General features: G+C 70.3%; 17 protein-coding genes. 13 read left to right on the top strand and 4 right to left on the bottom strand.

Translation table 11 applies throughout. The features are described from left to right. The first annotated feature begins 336 nt into the window (after positions 1-336). Both LVO85_RS08470 and LVO85_RS08465 read left to right on the top strand, forming a co-directional pair. Positions 337-1,419, top strand: a complete 1,083-nt coding sequence (locus LVO85_RS08470; RefSeq protein ID WP_232746990.1) for a glycosyltransferase family 4 protein — start codon at positions 337-339, stop codon at positions 1,417-1,419. Between the two features lie 2 nt (positions 1,420-1,421). Then, positions 1,422-2,354 carry an ATP-grasp fold amidoligase family protein gene (locus LVO85_RS08465; protein WP_332875420.1) on the top strand — a complete coding sequence of 311 codons (933 nt, stop codon included), beginning with the start codon at positions 1,422-1,424 and terminating at the stop codon, positions 2,352-2,354. Here the strand turns inward: LVO85_RS08465 and LVO85_RS08460 are convergent. Beyond that, a complete protein-coding gene (locus LVO85_RS08460; RefSeq protein WP_232746988.1) occupies positions 2,299-3,354 on the bottom strand; it encodes a glycosyltransferase family 4 protein in 1,056 nt (351 codons plus the stop codon). The two genes, LVO85_RS08465 and LVO85_RS08460, sit on opposite strands and share 56 nt — an antisense overlap. Here LVO85_RS08460 and LVO85_RS08455 point away from each other — a divergent pair. From LVO85_RS08455 to LVO85_RS08435, 5 genes are all read left to right on the top strand, one after another. After that, a complete protein-coding gene (locus tag LVO85_RS08455) occupies positions 3,308-4,711 on the top strand; it encodes a glycosyltransferase family 4 protein (RefSeq protein ID WP_332875419.1) in 1,404 nt (467 codons plus the stop codon). The two genes, LVO85_RS08460 and LVO85_RS08455, sit on opposite strands and share 47 nt — an antisense overlap. A 9-nt stretch (positions 4,712-4,720) precedes the next feature. Continuing rightward, positions 4,721-5,731, top strand: a complete 1,011-nt coding sequence (gene rfbB / locus LVO85_RS08450) for a dTDP-glucose 4,6-dehydratase (protein WP_232746986.1) — start codon at positions 4,721-4,723, stop codon at positions 5,729-5,731. Positions 5,732-5,734: 3 nt separating this feature from the next. Further along, entirely contained in the window at positions 5,735-7,180 is a 1,446-nt protein-coding gene (locus tag LVO85_RS08445; RefSeq protein WP_232746985.1) for a sugar nucleotide-binding protein, read from the top strand. Next, entirely contained in the window at positions 7,177-8,043 is an 867-nt protein-coding gene (gene rfbA / locus LVO85_RS08440) for a glucose-1-phosphate thymidylyltransferase RfbA (RefSeq protein ID WP_232746984.1), read from the top strand. The genes LVO85_RS08445 and rfbA overlap by 4 nt, the downstream gene beginning before the upstream one ends. Positions 8,044-8,131: 88 nt before the next feature. Next, a complete protein-coding gene (locus LVO85_RS08435; protein WP_232746983.1) occupies positions 8,132-9,271 on the top strand; it encodes a glycosyltransferase in 1,140 nt (379 codons plus the stop codon). A gap of 20 nt (positions 9,272-9,291) precedes the next feature. On the opposite strand, the gene LVO85_RS08430 is transcribed toward LVO85_RS08435, so the two are convergent. Both LVO85_RS08430 and LVO85_RS08425 read right to left on the bottom strand, forming a co-directional pair. Further along, entirely contained in the window at positions 9,292-10,413 is a 1,122-nt protein-coding gene (locus LVO85_RS08430) for a ScyD/ScyE family protein (RefSeq protein ID WP_232746982.1), read from the bottom strand. A 117-nt stretch (positions 10,414-10,530) separates the two neighbouring features. Continuing rightward, entirely contained in the window at positions 10,531-12,405 is a 1,875-nt protein-coding gene (locus tag LVO85_RS08425) for a glycogen debranching N-terminal domain-containing protein (protein ID WP_232746981.1), read from the bottom strand. 141 nt (positions 12,406-12,546) lie between these two features. On the opposite strand from LVO85_RS08425, the gene LVO85_RS08420 reads away from it, so the two are divergent. The 6 genes from LVO85_RS08420 to LVO85_RS17020 all read left to right on the top strand — a co-directional run bounded on the left by LVO85_RS08420 (position 12,547) and on the right by LVO85_RS17020 (position 19,473). After that, positions 12,547-13,587 carry a LacI family DNA-binding transcriptional regulator gene (locus LVO85_RS08420; RefSeq protein WP_232746980.1) on the top strand — a complete coding sequence of 347 codons (1,041 nt, stop codon included), beginning with the start codon at positions 12,547-12,549 and terminating at the stop codon, positions 13,585-13,587. Next, positions 13,584-14,846, top strand: coding sequence for a sugar ABC transporter substrate-binding protein (locus LVO85_RS08415; protein ID WP_232746979.1), 1,263 nt, complete (start codon positions 13,584-13,586; stop codon positions 14,844-14,846). The genes LVO85_RS08420 and LVO85_RS08415 overlap by 4 nt, the downstream gene beginning before the upstream one ends. Further along, entirely contained in the window at positions 14,843-15,973 is a 1,131-nt protein-coding gene (locus LVO85_RS08410) for a carbohydrate ABC transporter permease (protein ID WP_232746978.1), read from the top strand. The genes LVO85_RS08415 and LVO85_RS08410 overlap by 4 nt, the downstream gene beginning before the upstream one ends. Next, the gene (locus tag LVO85_RS08405) at positions 15,970-16,863 is read left to right on the top strand and encodes a carbohydrate ABC transporter permease (protein ID WP_232746977.1); all 894 of its coding nucleotides are present in this window, start codon (positions 15,970-15,972) and stop codon (positions 16,861-16,863) included. The genes LVO85_RS08410 and LVO85_RS08405 overlap by 4 nt, the downstream gene beginning before the upstream one ends. Before the next feature lie 151 nt (positions 16,864-17,014). Continuing rightward, complete coding sequence (locus LVO85_RS08400; protein WP_232746976.1) at positions 17,015-17,674, top strand: hypothetical protein; 660 nt, start codon at positions 17,015-17,017, stop codon at positions 17,672-17,674. A 161-nt stretch (positions 17,675-17,835) separates the two neighbouring features. Then, complete coding sequence (locus LVO85_RS17020) at positions 17,836-19,473, top strand: peptidoglycan-binding domain-containing protein (RefSeq protein ID WP_232746975.1); 1,638 nt, start codon at positions 17,836-17,838, stop codon at positions 19,471-19,473. Positions 19,474-19,479: 6 nt separating this feature from the next. Here the strand turns inward: LVO85_RS17020 and ppk2 are convergent, their stop codons facing one another. Further along, entirely contained in the window at positions 19,480-20,346 is an 867-nt protein-coding gene (gene ppk2 / locus LVO85_RS08390) for a polyphosphate kinase 2 (RefSeq protein ID WP_232746974.1), read from the bottom strand. Between the last annotated feature and the right edge of the window lie 77 nt (positions 20,347-20,423).

Here is a 20,423-nt window from a genome sequence, read left to right as displayed (position 1 = left end):
CAAGATGTGCCTGCCGTGGGGTGCGTGCCTGTGGCGGGGGGCGGGGTGGGGCCCGCAAGGGCCTCGTCGACAGTCTAGGAGGACTCGACGTCCTGGACGGGAGCGGGCTCACGACAAGGGGCTGAGCGGCAGAACGTCCTGCTGCCTGGACGGTGTGTGCTTCGCAGAGGCGGTCCCACGGGGAAGCCACGGTGGCATGCTGGGCGCATGTCGGCTCCCGGACGCCACAGCACAGGCGAGAGGCCTCGCGCCCGCTCGCTTGTGAGTCCTCTGACACACATCCCTGGGGTCCACAGTCACTACTCACCGGCGACCGGCAGTGCCCTCATCACCAAGGTGTACCAGCATGCACGGGCGCACGAGGCCTCAGGGGGGACCAGCTACGTGCTCGTCAACGACGAACGGGCCCAGGACTACACCGCCGGGACGGTACGCACCTTCAGCACCGAGGGACGCGAAGGCCCGGAGTGGTTCACTGCACGCGAGCGGCGGGTCGACGCTGCCCTCGGTGCTCTCGTGGGTCGTCGTCCAATGGCCGCTAGGTACTTCGAGCCTGCCATGCAGGCTGTGCCGCCTGACTCGCGTGCCGTCATCGTCTACAACCAGCCCGCCGCCATCACCAGAGAGTGGTGTCGTGGTTTCGCTGGCACCACGGTCCTCCACCTGGGCAACGACGTTTTCCGTCGTTGGTCTCGCCGCGAGATGGTCCGGGCCTCCGGACGCCACGACCTGGTGGTGGCCGTGAGCGAGTTCACCGCTGGAGGCATCAACCGCAGGGCGGGTCGCGAATGGGTCAAGGTGCTGCGCAACGGCGTGGACAGCGTCGAGTTCCGTCCGGCCGCCCAACCCCCTGCCGGAGTGCCGGTGATCTTGCTGGTGGGAAACATGGTGCCGAACAAGGGTGCCCACCACGTCCTACGGGCGGCCGCGCGCTTGGCGGCCCTGGGTGCGGAGTTCACGGTCCGCATCGTCGGCTCGTGGGGTCTGAGCAGATGGGACGAGCTGACGCCCTACGAGCAGGACCTGCGCGAGCTGGCTCGTCCGCTCAGCGGTCGGGTCGAGTTCGTCCCCTTCGTGAACCGCTCGGACATCGCTGACGTCTACCGCGCGGCGACCGTGTTCTGCATGCCCGTCGAGTGGGACGAGCCCGCAGGCCAGGTTGTCACTGAGGCGATGGCGTCGGGGCTGCCCGTGGTCAGCGCTCGTCGAGGAGGTATCCCTGAGTACCTTGGACCGGACGGCATCTATGTCGACCCCGCTGACCCGGATGCCCTGGCCGGGCAGCTGCACGACCTTCTCGCCGACCCGCTAGCGGCGAGGCAACGAGGGGCCGCGCTCCGTGCACGCGCTGAGTCGATGTCGTGGGAGGCGAGGATGCTTGAGCTCGACCTTCTCCTGAAGACTGTGCAGAGAGAGTGAGCATGCGAGGTCTGTTGCGAAGGGGCGCGTCCCGCTGTGGGCTGATGGGCGCCTACCGACGACTCCTGAAGACACTGCCCCCTTCGTCACAAAGGCGGTGGCTCTACCTTCGCCACCATCGCCGTCCTCTGCGGCTGCAACACCCGGTCCGGTTTACAGAGAAGGTCAACTGGCGCATGGTCTATGACCGCCGAGAAGTCATATCGTTGGCATGTGACAAGCTGAGCTCCAAAGAGTATGCAGTAGCGCACGGAGTCCGCGTGCCCCAGACCCTCTGGGTCGGCACGGACGTTGCGGAGTTCGCTTCCTCGTGGACTCCGGAGATGTGCAGTGAATGGGTCTTGAAGCCCAACTTCTCCAGTGGACATATCGTGTTCGGCTCCGGTCGTCCGGACGCAGAAGCCCTCGCCGGCACTGTGGGTCACTGGATGGGCGAGAAAAGCAGGGCCACCATCGGCGAATGGGGTTATGGCAGCGCACGCCGTGTCATCTTCGCTGAGGAGCGGCTCAGCCCGCCCGATGTGCCGATCCAGGACTACAAGTTCTTTGTCTTCCAGGGCAGGGTGCTCTTCTGCAGGACTGTGCACGCCACCGTCAAGCCGAGACGCACGCGCTGGTACGGCGAAGGCTGGGTGCCGTTGGACTACCGGGACGGCGGGTACGAGCTGGCTGACCCCGTTCCCATGCCCGACACGTACGCGGACATGGAGGCTGCCGCGCAGCGTCTGGGGGCTGCATACGACTTCGTCCGAGTCGACCTGTACGACATGGACGGCCAGGTCGTCTTCGGTGAGCTGACCGTCTATCACACGGGGGGTCTGCAGCGACTGGACCGACACCTTGACCTTGAGCTGGGCCACGCCTGGTCCCTGCCCAGCGTTAGAGCAGGCTCGCCCAGACCGCGGCGTGGCCGTCGGCGGCGCGGTCCCAGGTGAAGCGCTGGGCTCGCCGCCGCCCTCGCTCCGTCATCGCGGCGAGGTCGACCGACGAAGAGGCAACCGCGAGCAGCCCCTCGGCCAACGCGTCCGGAGCGGGGTCCACGAGGATGCCGGCGTCACCGACGACCTCCGGCAGGGACGACCGGTTGCTGGACACCACGGGGACCCCGGCTGCCATGCCCTCCAGGGCAGGGAGCCCGAACCCCTCGTAGTGCGACGGGACGACGACGCACCCTGCCGCAGCCACCAGTGAGGGCATGACGGCGTCCTCCACACGTCCCAGGTGGACGACCCGCGGTAGCCCGGCGAACAACGCTGTTCGAATGTCCGACCGCGGTCCTGCCAGGACGAGGTGCCAGTCAGGCAGCCCACGAGATGCCAGTCCCCACGCGGCAGACAGACCGGGCAGGTTCTTGCGGGCAGACGACCCGCCTGCATAGAGAACGAAAGGTCCAGGGATGCCGTGCCTCGGCAGCCACGCAGCGTCCAGCGAGGGAGGGTCGAAGTAACGCTCGTCCACACCGTTGTGCACGACCGTGACATCGGTGAGCCCCAGGCGTTCCAAGGCTTGGGTCGCGGTGAACTCCGAGACGCAGATCACCGCGTCCGCTCGCCTCAGCTCCGCGGCGGCGGCTCTGACTGGAGCCGACTCATCTTCGAAGTCCCAGGACACGAGGTCGTGGAGCGTGACCACATCCGGCCCCGGTGGGGGAGGCAGGACGAGATCCATCCGGTGCACCAGTGCATGACGTGGGTACACGAGGTGGCCGAGGAGACGACGCGCAGACGGTCGAGCCGAGGAGAGCCAGCCCATCGGCAGTCGCCTGTTGCCGTGCAGCGGTGAGCGCAGGGACCGCGCGACCACCTCCTGGACAGCGCCGGGGTGACCCGTGCGGACGAGTGCTTCCGCCGCACGGGCGGTGATGGCTCGCTCGTAGGCCTGTGCCCCCATGGGCGTCTCGCTGGCCGTGGTGGCGATGACGACGGCTCGTGTCACGTCCCCTCACTTCTGGCTCGACTCGTCTCCACGCTCACCTGCTGGGGACGCGGGGTCCACGACAGCAGTATGGTCGGTGGAACTCGACCGACATCAGAGAGCCGGCATGACAGGTCACCAGGGTGGACACCGCGTTGCGCTCATCGCCAGCTCCTACCACCCTCATTTCGGCGGGGTCGAGGAGCACACTCGACATGTCGCGGCCCACCTGGTGAGGCGTGGGCACGTGGTGGAGGTGTGGACCGTCGACAGGGGCGAGCGCCTCGGAGTCCAGACCGTGGACGGCATACGAGTCCGCTACCTGCCGTGCCCTCTCCCAGCACGGCGCATGTCGAGTGCCACCCGCTTCGTGGTCTCGGCTCCTGTGGCGTTCGGACGGTGGGTGGCTGCCCTGCGTGACTTCCGCCCGGAGCTTCTTCACGTGCAGTGCTTCGGGCCCAACGGCCCCTACGCAGGGGCACTCTCCTGGGCGAGCGGGGTTCCACTCGTGATCTCGGCTCATGGGGAGACCTTCATGGATGACGGCGACATCTTCGGCCGGTCCGCGCTCCTTCGCCGGCAGCTGCGGCGAGGGTGCGCGACCGCTGATGCCGTGACCGCCTGCTCCCGCGTGGTGGAGGACGACCTGAGGGCGCGCTTCGGTGCGTCGGACGTCCATGTCGTGCCCAACGGTGTCGACCAAGGGGTTGTGGGCCAGGTGGTCGAGCGTCTCGAGCGTCGAGCAGACCGGCCCACGGTCGTTGCGGTGGGTCGGCTGGTCCAGGTCAAGGGGTTCGACCTCCTCCTGCGTGCGATGGTGGACGCAACGACCGCACCTCGGTTGGCGATCGTCGGTGATGGCCCTGAGCGTCGGAGCCTCGAGCAGCTCGCTGGTCGCCTCGGGCTCTCCGAGCGTGTGGAGTTCCTGGGGAGGCAGGCCGCAGACGACGTGCAGAGGACCATGTCGCTCGCCGACGTCGTCGTCGTGCCGAGCAGGCGGGAAGCCTTTGGCATCGTCGCGCTCGAGGCCTGGGCCAGCGGTACACCCCTCATCGCGACAGCTCGCGGTGGGCCGCGGGACTTCGTCGCTGACGGAGTCGACGGGCTCGTCGTCGACCCCGAGGACGTGCCGGCGCTCGCCGAGGCCATCGACGGCGTGCTGGGGGACCCCGCCCTTGCGGCCCGCCTGGCGGCCAGGGGCTTGGAGTCAGTCCGCGAGTTCACGTGGGACAGAGTCGCTGCCGACTACGAGCGGATCTACCGAGACGTGATGCACCGACGGACTGCGTCAGGAGCAACCGTGCGTCGGGAAGGTGCTTACCCCCTGGGCCGCCTCGGGGCTCTTCTTTCCGGGCGTGCTCACGACAGCCCGCCCTAAGGTGAGGCCATGGACCGTCTTCTTGTGACTGGTGGTGCGGGGTTCATCGGGTCGAACTTCGTGCGGTTTGTGGTGGAGCGCACGGATGTGCGTGTGGTGGTGCTGGACAAGCTGACGTATGCGGCGTCGCGGGAGGCGGTGGAGGGGTTGCCGTCGGGCCGGGTGGAGCTGGTGGTGGGTGATGTGTGTGATGCCGCTGTGGTGGGTGGTCTGGTGGCTGGTCTGAGGGGTGAAGGTGACGCAGTGGTGCATTTCGCGGCGGAGTCGCACAACGACAACAGTCTGCGTGACCCTTCCCCGTTCGTGCAGACGAACATCGTGGGCACGTTCACGGTGTTGGAGGCGGTGCGTCGGCACGGGGTGCGGATGCATCACGTGAGCACTGACGAGGTCTATGGTGACCTGGAGCTGGACGACCCGGGGCGGTTCAGCGAGGCCACGGCGTACAACCCGTCCAGTCCGTACTCGGCGTCCAAGGCGGGGGCGGACCATCTGGTGCGGGCGTGGGTGCGTTCGTTCGGGGTGCGGGCGACGTTGAGCAACTGTTCCAACAACTACGGGCCGTGGCAGCACGTGGAGAAGTTCATCCCGCGTCAGATCACGAACGTGTTGGACGGTGGTCGGGTGAGGCTGTACGGGGCGGGCGCGAACGTGCGTGACTGGATCCATGCCGAGGACCATTCGAGCGCGGTGTGGACGATCCTGGAGAAGGGGCGGGTCGGGCAGACATACCTGGTGGGTGCGGACGGGGAGAGGTCGAACCTGGAGGTCGTGCGGTTGGTCCTGCAGCTGATGGGGCGTGACCCGGGCGACTTCGACCAGGTCACCGACCGGGCGGGTCATGACCTGCGGTACGCGATCGACTCCACCAAGCTGCGCACCGAGCTGGGGTGGGAGCCTGCGTACACCTCTTTCGAGGAGGGGCTGGCCAGGACGGTCGAGTGGTACCGGGCGCATGCTGACTGGTGGCGGCCGAAGAAGGCCGCGATCGAGGCGGCGTATGCCGCGAAGGGCCAGTGAGCGGTGGCTGGGCTGGCGGTGCGCGGCACGGCGGTCCCGGGTCTGCTGGTGGTCGACCTGGAGGTGCACGGGGATGCCCGGGGCTGGTTCAAGGAGAACTGGCAGCGGGCCAGGATGACGGCGCTGGGTCTGCCCGACTTCGGTCCGGTGCAGCACTCGGTCGCGCACAACGGGCCGGCCGGGGTGACCCGGGGGATCCACGCCGAGCCGTGGGACAAGCTGGTCTCGGTCGTGCACGGCCGGGTGTTCGGGGCGTGGGTCGACCTGCGGGAGGGTCCGAGCTTCGGGAGGGTCCACACGCAGGAGCTGGACGAGCGCACGGCGGTGTTCGTGCCGCGCGGGGTCGGCAACTCCTACCAGAGCCTGGTGGACGACACGGTCTACTCCTACCTGGTCAACGAGCACTGGAGCCGGCAGGCGTCCTACACGATGCTCGACCTGGCCGACGACACGGTCGCCATCGACTGGCCGATCCCGTTGGCGCGGGCCGTGGTCTCGGACAAGGACCGGTCACACCCGCGGCTGGTCGACCTCACGCCGGTGCCCGCTGGTCGCACGGTGGTGCTGGGGGGCCGAGGCCAGCTGGGGCGGGCGTTGCTGGCAGCACTGCCCGGCGCGCGGGGCGTGGCACGGGAGGAGCTGGACCTGGCCGACCCGGGGGCGGTCGCGGCCTTCGACTTCACCGGTGTGGACGTGGTCGTCAACGCCGCAGCGTTCACCGCGGTCGATGCCGCCGAGACACCCCAGGGACGGCGGGCGGCGTGGGCGGTGAACGCGGGCGGGGCCGCCGCGCTGGCCCGGGCGGCCGTGGAGCACGGGTTCACCCTGGTGCACTACTCCAGCGACTACGTCTTCGACGGCACCCAGGAGGCCTACGCCGAGGACGACCCGTTGTGCCCGCTGGGGGTGTACGGGCAGTCCAAGGCGGCCGGTGACCTGGCGGTCTCGGTGCTCCCACGGCACTACCTCATCCGCACCTCCTGGGTGGTCGGGCAGGGGAAGAACTTCGTGGCCACGATGGCCGAGCTGGCCGGCCGTGGGGTCTCACCCACGGTGGTCGCCGACCAGGTCGGGCGGCTCACGTTCACCGACGACCTCGCCCGGGGCACCGCACACCTGCTCAGCACCGGGGCCGGGTTCGGCACCTACCACCTCACCAGCGCCGGCCCGCCTGGGTCGTGGGCCGACATCGCCCGCCAGGTGTTCGCGCTGACCGGGCACGACCCGGACCGGGTCGTGGACACCACCACGGCGGACTACACCCGGGGGGCGGCCGGGCCCCTGGCCCCCCGGCCGCCCCGCTCGGTCCTGCGGCTGGGCAAGATCGAAAGAGCCGGGTTCGTGCCCACCCACCAGAGGGACGCGCTCACCGCGTACCTGCAGGACCGGCCGGACCCGGGAGGCACGCACGGCCCGGGCCCTGCCGCAGACGAGGAGAGACCGACATGAAGGGCATCCTGCTGGCCGGCGGGACCGGTTCACGGCTGCACCCGATCACCCTCGGGGTCAGCAAGCAGCTGGTCCCGGTCTACGACAAGCCGATGATCTACTACCCGCTGGCCACGCTGATGCTGGCCGGGATCCGCGACGTGCTGGTGATCACCACACCCCACGAGGCCGACCAGTTCACCCGCCTGCTGGGCGACGGGTCACAGTTCGGCATCACCATCACCTACGCCACCCAGCCCTCCCCGGACGGGCTGGCCCAGGCCTTCCTCATCGGCGCGGACCACGTCGCCGGTCAGGCCAGCGCGCTGGTGCTCGGCGACAACATCTTCTACGGGCCCGGCCTGGGCACCCAGCTGGCCCGGTTCACCGACGTCCTGGGCGCCGGGATCTTCGCCTACCAGGTCGCCGACCCCTCCGCGTACGGAGTGGTCGAGTTCGACGAGGAGCACCGTGCGGTGTCGCTGCAGGAGAAACCGGCCCAGCCACGCAGCCGGTACGCCGTGCCGGGCCTGTACTTCTACGACGAGCGGGCCGTGGAGTTCGCCCGCGAGCTCAAGCCCTCGGCACGGGGAGAGCTGGAGATCACCGACCTCAACCGCCGCTACCTCGACCTGGGCCAGCTGCACGTCGAGATCCTGCCCCGCGGCACCGCCTGGCTGGACACCGGCACCTTCGACTCCCTCAACGACGCCTCCAACTACGTGCGCACCCTCGAGGCACGCCAAGGCCAGAAGATCGGCGCCCCCGAGGAGATCGCCTGGCGCATGGGCTACCTCACCGACGACGAGCTCCGCGCCACAGCCGAACCACTGCGCAAGTCCGGCTACGGCACCTACCTCGAGAAGCTGCTCGACGGTCCGTGAGAGATCTGTGTCTGGCGCCTGCCTGACCAGCGAGGCGCGTGGCTAGACTCAGCCGCCATGGGGTCCGACGAGCTGATGGCAGTGCGGCATGCCGTCCGCTGACGCCGGTCGCAGGCGTGCCGGCCGGCCGGCCGTGGCCATCGCCCACGACTACCTGACCCAGCGCGGTGGTGCGGAGCGCGTGGTGCTGGACATCGCGCGCACCTTCCCCGGGGCCCCGATCCACACGACGCTCTACGACCCCGACGCGACGTTCCCGGAGTTCCGTGACCTCGAGGTCATCGTCTCGCCCCTCAACCGGGTCGGGCTGCTGCGACGCCATCACCGGCTCGCCCTGCCACTCCTGCCGCTGGCCGCCCACACGATGCGGGTCGACGCGGAGGTCGTGGTCGTCTCCAGCAGCGGCTGGGCCCACGGCTTCTCCACCGGCGGAGCCAAGATCGTCTACTGCCACAACCCCGCCCGGTGGCTCTACCAGACCGACGAGTACCTCGGCTCCGGGAGCATGGCGCAGGTCAAGAGGGCGGTGGTGGCAGCTGTCCGAGCACCACTCACGGCCTGGGACAGGAGGGCCGCCCACTCCGCCGACGTCTACCTGTCCAACTCGACGGTGGTGCGCGACCGCATCGACGCGGCCTACGGCATCAAGGCGGACCTTCTGCACCCGGCCGCCGGGGTGAGTCCCCAGGGACGGCAGGCCGAGGTCCCTGACCTGTGGGAGTGGGCTGAGCTCGGCTACAACCTCGTGGTGTCCCGGCTGCTGCCCTACAAGAACATCGACCAGGTGCTGCGTGCGGTCGAGGGCACGGAGGAGCGGCTCGTGGTGGTCGGGCGCGGCCCTGAGCTCCCCTACCTGCGGCGTGTGGCCCCGCCCAACGCGATGCTCCTCCACGGCCTGTCCGACGCCCAGATGCGCTGGCTCTACGCCCACGCCACCGCGCTGCTCGCGCCGAGCCGCGAGGACTTCGGGCTGACCCCGCTGGAGGCAGGGGCCTTCGGCAAGCCCGTCATCGCGCTACGCGCAGGCGGCTACCTGGACACCGTGGTCGAGGGGCGCACCGGCGAGTTCTTCGACGTGGCCGTCCCCGACCAGATCCGGGCAGCCATCGCCCGGGCCCGGACGCGCCGTTGGGACGTCGAGGCGATCGAGGACCACGTCGCGTCCTTCTCCCGGGAGCGGTTCAGCCAGGCGATGCTGGACCTGGTGCACTCAGTGCGACAGCACTGAGCCCACCCGGCCCCGACCCGTCAGTCCAGTGGGACCGCCACCACCTGCCCGCCACCGGGCAGCACGCTGCCGGTCGTGACATAGGCGGTGTCGCCCTGCAGAGCGACGCCGTAGGGCGCGAACAGCCCGTCGACCACCGTCGTGTGGTCGTCTCCGCCGCCCGGGGGGATCTCGACGAGCGCCCCGACCGGCCCGTTCAGCAGGCCGGCGGAGGCGAGCTCTACGACATACAGCGTCCCGTCGTCGGCGAACGCCAGGTCGGTGACCGTGGTCAGCCCGCCGGCATAGACGTCGAGGCTGCCGTCGGGGTCGACCCGGTAGATGTTGGCCAGGCCCTCCTGGAACGGGAAGCCGGTGAGCTGGCTGACGTAGACGGCACCGTCCGGCCCCTCGGCGACCGCAGTCGGCACCGCCTCGGTGGGGATGAGGGTGCCGGGGGGCAGGCCCAGGAACGGTGGCGCCTCAGCCAGCTGGGAGGGCAGCACGGCGAGGGTCGTCGTCGAGCCCTGCCGGCGGGCCTCGACCACCGTGTTGCCGCCGGCGTCGGCCACGACGTAGGTCGAGCCACGACGCAGCAGACCGCCGGGGTTGCTGTCGGGACCGGCGACCGGGTTGGCGTCGGCCTCGTGCTGGGCGATGTCGGCGAGCTCGGTGACCCTCCCGTTGCGCCAGGTGGTCTCCCACAGCTTGCCCATGTCGGCGGCTTCCGGCACGGAGAGCCGCAGGTCCGGGTCGGCGCCGAGACCGACGGTGAAGGCGAGCTTCTGCGACCCGGTTGCGACGACGTCGGTCGGACCGCTGGCGCCCTCTCCCGTGCCCTCGTCGGCAACGGACGGCAGACCGGTCAGGACCCGGGTCTGAGCGCCGTCGGGCGCGACCCGGGTGATGGCGCCACTGGCCCCGAAGCACACCGTGCCACCTTCGGGCCCCTCGATGCAGGGGCCGTCGCCGCCGCGGCCGGACTCGGCGACGAAGAGGTCGCCGGTCGGGGCGAAGGCCAGGTGGCGGGGGTTGTCCAGCCCGTGGGCGACGACGTCGAGGTGCTCGTCGGCGGCGGCGGGGGCGGTGAGGGAGAGGGCGACGAGCGCCGAGGCGCCCGCGGTGGAGGCCAGGAGGCGGCGCGCGGAGCGAGAACGGGTCACGGGTCGAGCCTTTCGCGGAGTCAGCGGTGGCCCGCGGCCCCCGATGCCACCTCCTCGAGGCTCCCACCACGCCTACGCCTGTGACAAGGGTCACATGCTTACTGTCGCAGCGACCCCTCAGCCGCGCTGCTGCGCATGCTGCAGCAGCACGGCTGCGCTGGCGGCGGCCCACGCCTGCGGCCGGCAGGACGCCGGGTAGGGCACGGGCTCCGCCCCGACCGGTTCGCCGGCGATCAGCTCGGGGAAGCGGTGCCGGCTGCGCGTGCTCAGCCGCACCAGGGCGTCGAAGACCTGGTCGGCCTCCTCGTGGAAGCCCGCCTGCGCCATGCCTCGCAGGATGATCGCCGTGTCGTGCACCCACACCGAACCGGTGTGGTAGCCGGTCGGGTTGTAGGCCGGGTTGTCCGCTGACAGGGTGCCGATGCCGAAGTGCCGCAACAGGTCCGGTCGCATCAGCCGGTCCACGACGAGGATCTCCTCCTGAGGGCTCAGCAGACCTGTGCCCAGGCAGTGGCCCATGTTGCTGCCGACCCCGTCGACGGGGCGGCTGTCGGCGTCCAGCGCCATGGCGAGGTAGCGGTCCGGCCCCTCGCCGACCCAGAAGCGCTCCCGCACGCGCTGCGCGAGGTCGGCCCCCCAGGTGCGCCACTCGTCCGCGCCCGGCTCACCCAGCGCGGCGAGCAGCTCAGCCGCACCGTATGCCGCCTGCACGGCATACGCCTGGGCCTCCACCAGGGCGATCGGGGCCGGGGCGACGGAGCCGTCGGCGTTGCGCATCGAGTCGCCGGAGTCCTTCCAGCCCTGGTTGCTGAGACCGTGGCCGGTCTCGTCCACGTAGCGCAGGAACCCGTCGCCGGCCTGCTCGACGGCTCCCGCCATCCAGCCCAGCGCCGCGTGCAGGTGGGGCAGCAGCTCACGCACCGACGGCAGCGGCATGCCGGCCTGCCACGCCTCGTGCAGCAGCACGACCCACAGGGGGGTGGCGTCGACCGTGCCGTAGTAGAGCGAGGGCAGCTCGAGGTCACCCTCGGCGTAGACGCTGCGGCGCACCTCGTGCAGGATCTTGCCCGGCTCGGCCGCGGTCTCCGGGTCGGCGGTCTGCGCCTGGCGGCGTGCCAGGGTGCGCAGTGTCCCCTCCGCGAGCCGGGAGCTGTAGGGCAGCATCATGCGCGCGACCCAGATCGAGTCGCGGCCGAAGAGGGTCAGGTACCACGGCGTGCCCGCGGCGGCGTAGATGTCCTCGTGCTCGACCGGGTCGCGCTGCAGCAGGTGCTGCAGGTCGGTCAGGTTGGTGCGCACCAGCCCGGTCCAGGCGTCGTCCCCGGCGACCTGGAGGTCGGTCCAGTCGCAGGCCTCGGAGCCGGCGTCGGCGTCGAAGGCAGAGGCCGCGCTGCGGGTCGCGGTGAGCTGCAGGACGACCGTGACCTGCTCGCCCGGCGAGACCTGCAGGGGCCACGTCAGCCGGACGCGCCCTGCGTCGGACTGCTCGCTCATCGACGGCGACGGCGAGGTCTGCAGCACCGTGCGGTGGCGCTCGTCGGCCCACCACACCGTCTCCTCGACCTCGACCTGCGGTGACAGGCCTGGTGTGCGGCCGGCCTTGACGGCGGAGAGGTCGGTGCCGTCGGCGCCGAGCTCCACCTCCAGCCGGGTGACGACGTCGTTCGGCGCGCGCGAGGCGACGGTGAGCTCGATGATGAGCTGGTGACCACGCACCTGCATGGTCTGGTGCATCTCGACGGTCGGGTCCGGCCCGGGTGACCCGAGATGCCGGGCCGCTCCCCAGAAGCGAGCGGTGTCGCCCACGGACGACGCCGCGACGGGTGCTGCCACCTCGCCGCCCAGGGTGACCGCCAGTGTCCGGAGCAGCCGCCGGTCGTCCACGACCCAGCCCGTGGCGCCCCCGCCCATGGCGCCGTCCCACCCGCTGAGGACCGTCGCCGGGCCGTCGACGGCAATCTGCAGGTCGTGCAACCAGGGCTGCTGCGTCATCGGTGCTCCCGTGCGTCTCGAGGTCTTGACAGCGGTTCCGCGCCGGTCCACTATGGCACGAACACCGAGTATGAACGTTCAAATGAACGTTCATACGTGCCACTCAAGTGCACAACCGGATCGAGAGTCAAGGGTGACCCGATGTCGAGCAGCGAGCGCCGTATGCGGACGACCATCATGGACGTCGCACGCGCCGCCGGTGTCTCCCGGCAGACCGTGAGCAACGCCGTGAACAACCCCGAGCGGGTGCGTCCGGACACCCTCACGCGGGTCCTCGGGGAGATCGAGCGCCTCGACTACCGCCCGTCCAGCGCTGCGCAGACGCTGCGTCACCAGCGCGCCGGCGCCGTCGGCACCGAGCTCAACGCCGTCACCGACACCCCCAGCGACATCGCCCTCCCCTTCCTCACCGCGCTCACCCTGGCGGCCCCCCGGCACGCCTGTCACCTCGTGCCCTTCGCCTCCCGGGAGAGCTTCCCGATGCTGGTCGGCTACCAGGACATGGTGCGCCGCCGTCTGGTGGACGCGTTCGTCCTCACCGACACGAGCCCCGGCGACCCCCGTCCAGGCTGGCTCGAGGCCGCCGGCATCCCCTACGCCTCCTTCGGCCGCGTCTACGACGACCCGGGGTGCACCTGCTGGGCCGACGTCGACGGGGCCTACGGCACCCGGATGGCGGTCGCCCACCTCGTCGAGCGCGGCTACCGCACCGTCGGCTTCCTCGGCTGGCCCGAGGGCTCGGCCGTCGGCGACGACCGGCGGCACGGGTGGGAGCAGGCGCTCGCGGCTCACGGCCTGCCGCAGGGGCCGCACCGCGTGGCGCCCCAGCTGCTGCCGGAGGCACTGCGCGCCGGTGCCGCCCTGCTGGAGGACCTGGCGCCCGGCGACGCCGTCGTGTGCGCCTCCGACGTGCTGGCTCTCGGGGTGCACGAGGCCGCCCGGGCCCGTGGCTGGCGGCCGGGTCGTGACCTCGGCATCACCGGCTTCGACGGCTCACCGACCGCCCGCCTGCACGGCATCACCACCCTGGTCCAGCCGCTGGACCGCATCGCCGACCACCTCCTGACCCTTGTCCACGACCAGCTCGCAGGGGCCCCGGCAGCAGCCGAGGGCGCCCTGTTCACCCCCACCCTCACCGTCGGTGACAGCACCGGCTCCACCACCAAGGAAGGCACATCATGAAGCACCGCACCCGCCGACTGTCCACCCTGGTCGCCTTCGGGCTGACCAGCACCCTTGCCATCGCCGCCTGTGGAGGAGGCGAAGGATTCGACGACGAGGGCTCCGGAGACGGCGCCGCCGCGACCGACGGTGGCGGCGAGCCCGGCTCCCTCGTCATGCTCATCGCCTCCTCCGGCGACGCCGAGACCGACGCCGTCGAGGAGGCGACCGCCGCGTGGGCCGAGGAGTCCGGCAACGAGGTCGAGGTCCGGGTCGCCTCCGACATGGGCCAGGAGCTCGCCCAGGGCTTCGCCGGCGGCAACCCGCCGGACATCTTCTACCTGGACGCCGCGCAGGTCGCCGAGCAGGCGAACGCCGGCAACCTGTACGAGTACGAGGCCGAGGAGAACGACGACTTCTTCCCGGCCCTCCAGGAGGCCTTCACCTACGACGGCACCCAGTGGTGCGCGCCGAAGGACTTCTCCACGCTGGCGCTGCAGATCAACACCGCCAAGTGGGAGGAGGCCGGGCTCACCGACGACGACATCCCCACCACCTACGAGGAGCTGGCGACGGTGGCGGAGACGCTGACCGAGGGCGACACCACGGGTCTGGTCATCTCCCCCGGCATCGACCGGGCCGGGGCCTTCGTGGTGGGTCACGGCGGCTGGTGGCTCAACGAGGAGGGCACCGAGCCGACCGGCGCCAGCCAGGAGGTCCTGGACGGCCTGTCCTACGTGCAGGACAACATGGCCGAGGGCCACTTCGCCTACGCCGGCGACGTCGACGCCGGCTGGGGCGGCGAGGCGTTCGGCACCGAGCGCGCGGCGATGACGATCGAGGGCAACTGGATCCGCGGCGCCATGTCCAACGACTACCCCGACGTCGACTACACCGTCGCCGAGCTGCCCGAGGGGCCGGCCGGTCCGGGGACGCTGCTGTTCACCCAGTGCTGGGGCATCGCCGATGCGTCCTCGAACCAGGAGGCCGCGGTCGAGCTGGTCAACCACCTGACCACGCCTGAGCAGCAGCTGGAGTTCGCCGAGGCCTTCGGTGTCATGCCGAGCCGTCAGGCCGCCACGGACGACTACACCGAGTCGTTCCCGGACGACGAGCCGTTCATCGCCGGTGGTGACTACGGTCGCGGCCCGATCAACGCCCCCGGCATGGGCCAGGTCGTCGCCGACCTCAACTCCCAGCTCGAGGGCATCGCCAACGCCAACCTGCAGCAGGTGATGGAGAGCTTCGACAGCAACGCGCAGGCGGTGCTGGAGCAGTGAAGGCAGGGGACCCGCAGCGCCAGCAGGGCGCAGGGTGGCTCTTCGTCACCCCGGCGATCCTGGTCCTCGGCCTGTTCCTGATCCTGCCCATCTTCATGGCGCTGTGGGTCTCCCTCAGTGACTGGAGCGGCCGGGGCAGCCCGTTCACCAGCGAGACCAGCTTCGTGGGGCTGGACAACTACAGCGCCCTGCTGGCCGAGCCCGGGCTGGCCCGCCAGGACCTGATGATCTCGTTCCGCAACACCTTCTACTACGTGATCGGTGTCGTCCCACTGCAGACGGTGCTGGCGCTCAGCCTGGCGGTGCTGCTCAACAACAAGTTCCTCAAGGGCCGCACCTTCTTCCGCACGGCGTTCTACTTCCCGTCGGTCGTGTCGTCGGTGGCGATCTCGCTGCTGTTCCTGTTCCTCTTCGCCGGCGGCGGCGCGATCAACAAGGTGCTCGCGTGGTTCGGGGTCAACGGACCCAACTGGTTCCAGGACTCCCGCGGGCTCATCCACATCATCGGCGACAGGGTGGGGCTGTGGAGCATCTCCGACCCACCGTCGTGGATGACCGACCCGTCGGTGCTGGGGCTGTCCTTCTGGCAGTGGTTCGCCGGTCCGTCGGTGGCGCTCAGCGCCATCATGATGCAGGTCGTCTGGACCACCGCCGGCACCTTCATGCTGATGTTCCTGGCCTCGCTGCAGGACCTGCCCACCGAGGTCGAGGAGGCCGCCATGGTCGACGGCGCCAACAAGTGGCAGCGCTTCATGAACGTCACGGTGCCGCACCTGCGACCGACGATCCTGCTGGTGGTGACCCTCGGGTTCATCGGCACCTGGCAGGTCTTCGACCAGATGTACGTCATGACCCAGGGTGGGCCGGCCAAGACCACGCTCACCCCGGCATACCTGTCCTACCAGGCGGCCTTCACCAACTTCCAGTGGGGACAGGGCGCAGCCATCGCGTTCATCCTCTTCGCGCTGATCTTCGTCCTCACCACGCTGCAGCGCTGGCTGCTGCGTGACAAGGACGCGGCGGCGCAGGCCAAGGCCGAGCGCAGGCAACGACGCGAGGCGCGGCGACGTCCGCCCGGCGGCGGCGCAGTGGCCGAACAGTCCCAGCGGAAGGCGCAGACGACATGAGTGCACCCACCAAGGAGGAGACCACTCCCGTCGAGCCGCAGATCCAGGCGGTCGGCGAGAGCAAGCCCTCGCGTCTGAAGACGTACGGCTTCTACGGGGTGCTGCTCTTCTTCGCGATCCTCTACATCTACCCGTTCATCATCCAGCTGGTCACGTCGTTCAAGACCAACCCGGACGCGACCAACAACTCGCTGTCCCTGAGGCCCGACCCCTTCACCACCCAGGCCTGGGAGACGCTGGCCACGTCGGACTTCCCGACCTGGTTCGGCAACAGCGTGATCGTCACCCTGTCGGTCACCATCGGGCGGGTCTTCTTCTGCTCGCTGGCCGGCTATGCACTGGCACGGCTGAAGTTCCGGGGCCGGGTGGCCCTGTTCACCGGGCTGCTCGCGATCATGGCGGTGCCGGGCATCGTGCTGCTCATCCCGAAGTTCCTCGTGCTCAACTACCTCGGGATCTACAACACCTACCCCGCACTGATCGTGCCGATCATGATCGACGCGGCCGGGATCTTCATCATGAAGCAGTTCTTCGAGTCGATCCCGGTGTCGGTGGAGGAGGCTGCGCGCATCGACGGCGCCGGCACCTTCCGGATCTTCTGGTCCGTGGTGCTGCCGATGGCCAAGCCTGCGCTCATCACGCTCACGATCCTGTCCTTCCAGGGGTCGTGGAACGAGCTGGGTCACTTCATCATCGCGACCAACAACCCCGACCTCTACACCTTGACCCGAGGCGTGGCCGGCTTCACCACCGGTGCCCTGGGGTCGGGCAACCAGTACCCGATCGCCATGGCGGCCGCGCTGCTCATGACGATCCCGACAGCGATGGTCTTCATCCTGTTCCAGCGGTACTTCACCCAGGGCGCCAACACCGGCGCCGAGAAGGGGTGAGCGCGTCCCGTGCGGTCCGGTGAGGCGGGCCGCACGGGACTGGGGTCCGTGGGCTCGGGTGGTGAGGTGAGGGTCACCGCCCGGGCCCACGGATACGCTCGGCGGTGCCCCGGGGTGCACGCCCCGTCGCCCGCGTCCAGGAGGCACCACCATGCGTCGCACCGTCACCGCGCTCGCCGCCACCGTGACCTCGGTCCTGGCCCTCTCCGCCTGCGGCGGTGACGAAGGGGCCGAGCTGACCCAGGAGCAGACCGCCGAGGTGCTCCTGACCGAGGAGGAGTTCCCCCTCGAGGGGTTCACGCGCGGCCCGGTCGCCCAGCAGGAGGAGGGCTCCGAGGCCACAGCCGCCCCGGACGAGTCCCTGGCCGCGCTCATCGAGGGCCAGGAGGTGCCGGAAGCCTGCCGCGAGGCGCTGGAGTCCACCAGCTTCGGCGACGACGACCTCGCGGCCGAGTCGTCGGTCAGCTTCAGCGGCGACGACACCACCAGCATGCTGCCCCAGAACGTCGAGCTGGTCGTGGCGACCACCGACGGCTCCTCACCCCTGGTGCCGCTGGCCGAGGTCAACGACGAGTGCGGGGAGATCGAGATCGAGGAGTCGGGCATCGCCATGACCCTCACCTTCGCCGAGCTCGAGGGCCTCGAGGGCACCCGCCTCACGATCGGCGCCGCCGACCAGGAGTTCGAGATGACGATGGGCGGCCGCACGCTCGGCAGCACCGTGGTGGCGGTCCTCGCGACCGGGGTCTCGGAGGAGGACGTCGTCCGTGTCGTGGAGGCCCAGGTGGAGAAGGTCCAGGCCCTCGGCTGACCGTCCTCACTGGTCACAACAGCCCCATACGTCACACCACCAGAACGTCCGGGAACGCCGTGTGTCGCACCAGACATGACCGTCGCACTTCCGCCTCTGGCGGGTCGGGCCGCGGAGGCATAGAGTCGAGCTGATCCAGTCCGTGAGCAAGGGGTGTCAGCGTGGTCGCAGAACAGCGCGAGCGCGGGTCCGAGAGTGCCTGCGGGGCCTCTCGTCGACCGGTCGTCCTGAGCCGTGCGCTCCGCTCGCTGGTGGGTCTTGTCTCGCTCACGCTGACCCTCGCGGTCGTCCCCGCAGCGCAGGCGGAGGAGGCGGCCGAAGGGTCCTCCGGCACGACCACCGCCGACTCCGCCGCGACCACCGGGGCTGACCCCACCGACCCCGACACCACCTCCTCGGGCAGGAGCGGCACCGGCTCCGCGTACGGCGGCCGGTCCACCGGGCCCGCGCCCCTCCTGACTCTCGCCCCCGACCCCGCCTACCCCGTCCCGTCCCCGCCGGAGAACGAGGGTGTGCCGGAAGACGTCGACGAGACCCTCCCCTGGCAGGGCAACGTCATCTGCGACCCCGTCGACCGACCCGGCCTCGAGGCCTTCGGCAACCTCGTCGGGCAGCACTTCGGCCGGCCCGGGTACACGACGTCGCGGACGTGCATCGACCAGAAGTCGGAGCACTACGACGGCCGCGCCATCGACTGGCAGCTGAACGCCTTCGACCCGCACGACCGCCGCATCGGCGACGCCGTCGTCACCTGGCTCACCGACAACGACGGCGAGATGGCCAAGCGCTTCGGCATCCAGTCGATCATCTGGAACGAGCGCTCCTGGCGTCCCGAGGGGTCGGGGTGGCAGGGGTATGTCGGCCAGTCGCCGCACACCGACCACATCCACTTCTCCTTCACCTGGGACGGCGCGATGATGCGCACGTCGTGGTGGACCGGGGAGCCTGTCACCGTGCCGGACCACGGCCCGTGCGCGATCGTGGCCGGTGCGTATGCCGCGGTGCCGGTCGGCCCCCGTGCCGAGCCCTGCCAGCCGGGCATGCTCTCGGCCGTCTGGAGCGGCTACTCCGACGTCCGGCCCGGAGGCTCGGGTGCCGGGGTGGGGCTGGTCCAGCCCCTGCTCGAGGTGCCGCAGACCGGTGTGCTGGACGATGCGACGCGCGAGGCGCTGTTCGCCTGGCAGACCGAGCGTGGTGTGCCCCAGACCGGGGTCCTCGACCAGCTGACCTACGCCGCGGCGCTGGGCTGGGAGCTGCCCCAGCTGCCCGAGTCGGCGCTCGCCGTGCCGCTGCCGGAGCACATGGTCACCCCCTACACCGACTTCTACCGCACCGAGCTGGCGGAGGGCTCGAAGGGCTCCGGGGTCGAGCTGCTCCAGCGCGCGCTGGGCGTCGAGGCGGACGGGGCCTTCGGGCCGGTCACCGCCGGCGCCCTGCGGGAGTTCACCGAGGAGCACCCGCTGCTCAGCACGGCACCGAGCACCAGCGCACTGCTGTGGCGGGTGCTGGAGGTGACCGACTACCCGACGATCCCCTACCGGGGCATGACCCTGCAGGTCGGTGACCGGGGCCAGGCGGTGGCGACGTTGCAGGCCCAGGTCGGCGCCGAGACCGACGGCGTCTTCGGTCCCCTCACCGAGCAGGCGGTCCGGGACGCACAGGCCGCCGCGGGCCTGGAGCCGACCGGCGTCGTCGACGGACCCACCTGGGCCGCGGTGGACCAGGGTGTGCTCGAGCAGCAGGTCCTCGTGGAGGACGTCCGCGGCGGCAACGTGGCACCCTCCGGCCAGGACGACTGAGCCGCCTCAGCGGCGCTTGCGCACCGGCTGTGCCCGGGTGACCGCCTGGGTGCGTGTGCTCTTCGCGGCGGACACGACCCGCGGGTCGACCTCACCCACCACCCACGGGTCCTTGTCCGGGTAGTCGAACTGTGCGAGCACGACCCGCATCGCCTCCAGCCGGGCGCGGCGTTTGTCGTTGGAGCGGACGACCGTCCACGGCGCCTCAGGGGTGTGGGTGTAGAAGAACATCGCGTCCTTGGCCTGGGTGTACGCGTCCCAGCGGTCGACGCTGACCAGGTCGCTGTCCGAGAGCCGCAGCTGCTTGACCGGGTCGAACGAGCGCGTGGCGAAGCGGTGCGCCTGCTCGTCGCGACCCACCGAGAACCACAGCTTGGTGAGCGAGATCCCGGCGTTGACGAGCATGCGCTCGAACTCCGGGCACGCCCGCATGAACTCCATGTACTGCTCCGGGCTGCAGTAGCCCATGACCCGCTCCACCCCGGCCCGGTTGTACCAGGAACGGTCCATGAGCACGATCTCCCCACCGCTGGGCAGGTGCTGCACGTAGCGCTGGAAGTACCACTGGGTGCGCTCCTGCTCGGTCGGCCTGTCCAGTGCCACCACCCGCGTGCCCCGGGGGCTCAGGTGCTCGGTGAAGCGGCGGATGGTGCCGGTCTTGCCCGCCGCGTCCCGGCCCTCGAAGACGACGAGGAGCTGGGCTCCGGTCTCCCGCACCCAGTGCTGCAGCTTGAGCAGCTCCACCTGTAGGTCACGCTTGGCCACCGCGTACTCCTCCTTGCCCAGCCGGGAGCAGTACGGGTAGCCGCCGCGGCGCCACGCGTCGGGGTCGATGCGCGGGTCCGGCGGGGGTGCGGCCGCGGGCTGGCTCATGCGGCCCAGTCAACCGGGCGGAGCCTGCTTTGCCAATCACGCCGGCCCCGGGCGCGGCCTCGGCGCGGGCACACGGA

The sequence above is a fragment of the Ornithinimicrobium sediminis genome (assembly GCF_021272345.1).
Taxonomy (GTDB): domain Bacteria; phylum Actinomycetota; class Actinomycetes; order Actinomycetales; family Dermatophilaceae; genus Ornithinicoccus; species Ornithinicoccus sediminis_B.
This window is presented reverse-complemented; position numbering and strand designations above follow the sequence as displayed.

Bases quoted from the DNA above. Each gene is read 5' to 3' on its own strand.
- rfbB (WP_232746986.1), top strand. From the start codon at position 4,721: ATGGACCGTCTTCTTGTGACTGGTGGTGCGGGGTTCATCGGGTCGAAC.
- LVO85_RS08415 (WP_232746979.1), top strand. From the start codon at position 13,584: ATGAAGCACCGCACCCGCCGACTGTCCACCCTGGTCGCCTTCGGGCTG.
- LVO85_RS08400 (WP_232746976.1), top strand. From the start codon at position 17,015: ATGCGTCGCACCGTCACCGCGCTCGCCGCCACCGTGACCTCGGTCCTG.
- LVO85_RS08425 (WP_232746981.1), bottom strand. From the start codon at position 12,405: ATGACGCAGCAGCCCTGGTTGCACGACCTGCAGATTGCCGTCGACGGC.
- LVO85_RS08435 (WP_232746983.1), top strand. From the start codon at position 8,132: ATGCCGTCCGCTGACGCCGGTCGCAGGCGTGCCGGCCGGCCGGCCGTG.
- LVO85_RS08465 (WP_332875420.1), top strand. From the start codon at position 1,422: ATGCGAGGTCTGTTGCGAAGGGGCGCGTCCCGCTGTGGGCTGATGGGC.
- LVO85_RS08455 (WP_332875419.1), top strand. From the start codon at position 3,308: ATGGGCGTCTCGCTGGCCGTGGTGGCGATGACGACGGCTCGTGTCACG.
- LVO85_RS08405 (WP_232746977.1), top strand. From the start codon at position 15,970: ATGAGTGCACCCACCAAGGAGGAGACCACTCCCGTCGAGCCGCAGATC.
- ppk2 (WP_232746974.1), bottom strand. From the start codon at position 20,346: ATGAGCCAGCCCGCGGCCGCACCCCCGCCGGACCCGCGCATCGACCCC.
- rfbA (WP_232746984.1), top strand. From the start codon at position 7,177: ATGAAGGGCATCCTGCTGGCCGGCGGGACCGGTTCACGGCTGCACCCG.
- LVO85_RS08420 (WP_232746980.1), top strand. From the start codon at position 12,547: ATGTCGAGCAGCGAGCGCCGTATGCGGACGACCATCATGGACGTCGCA.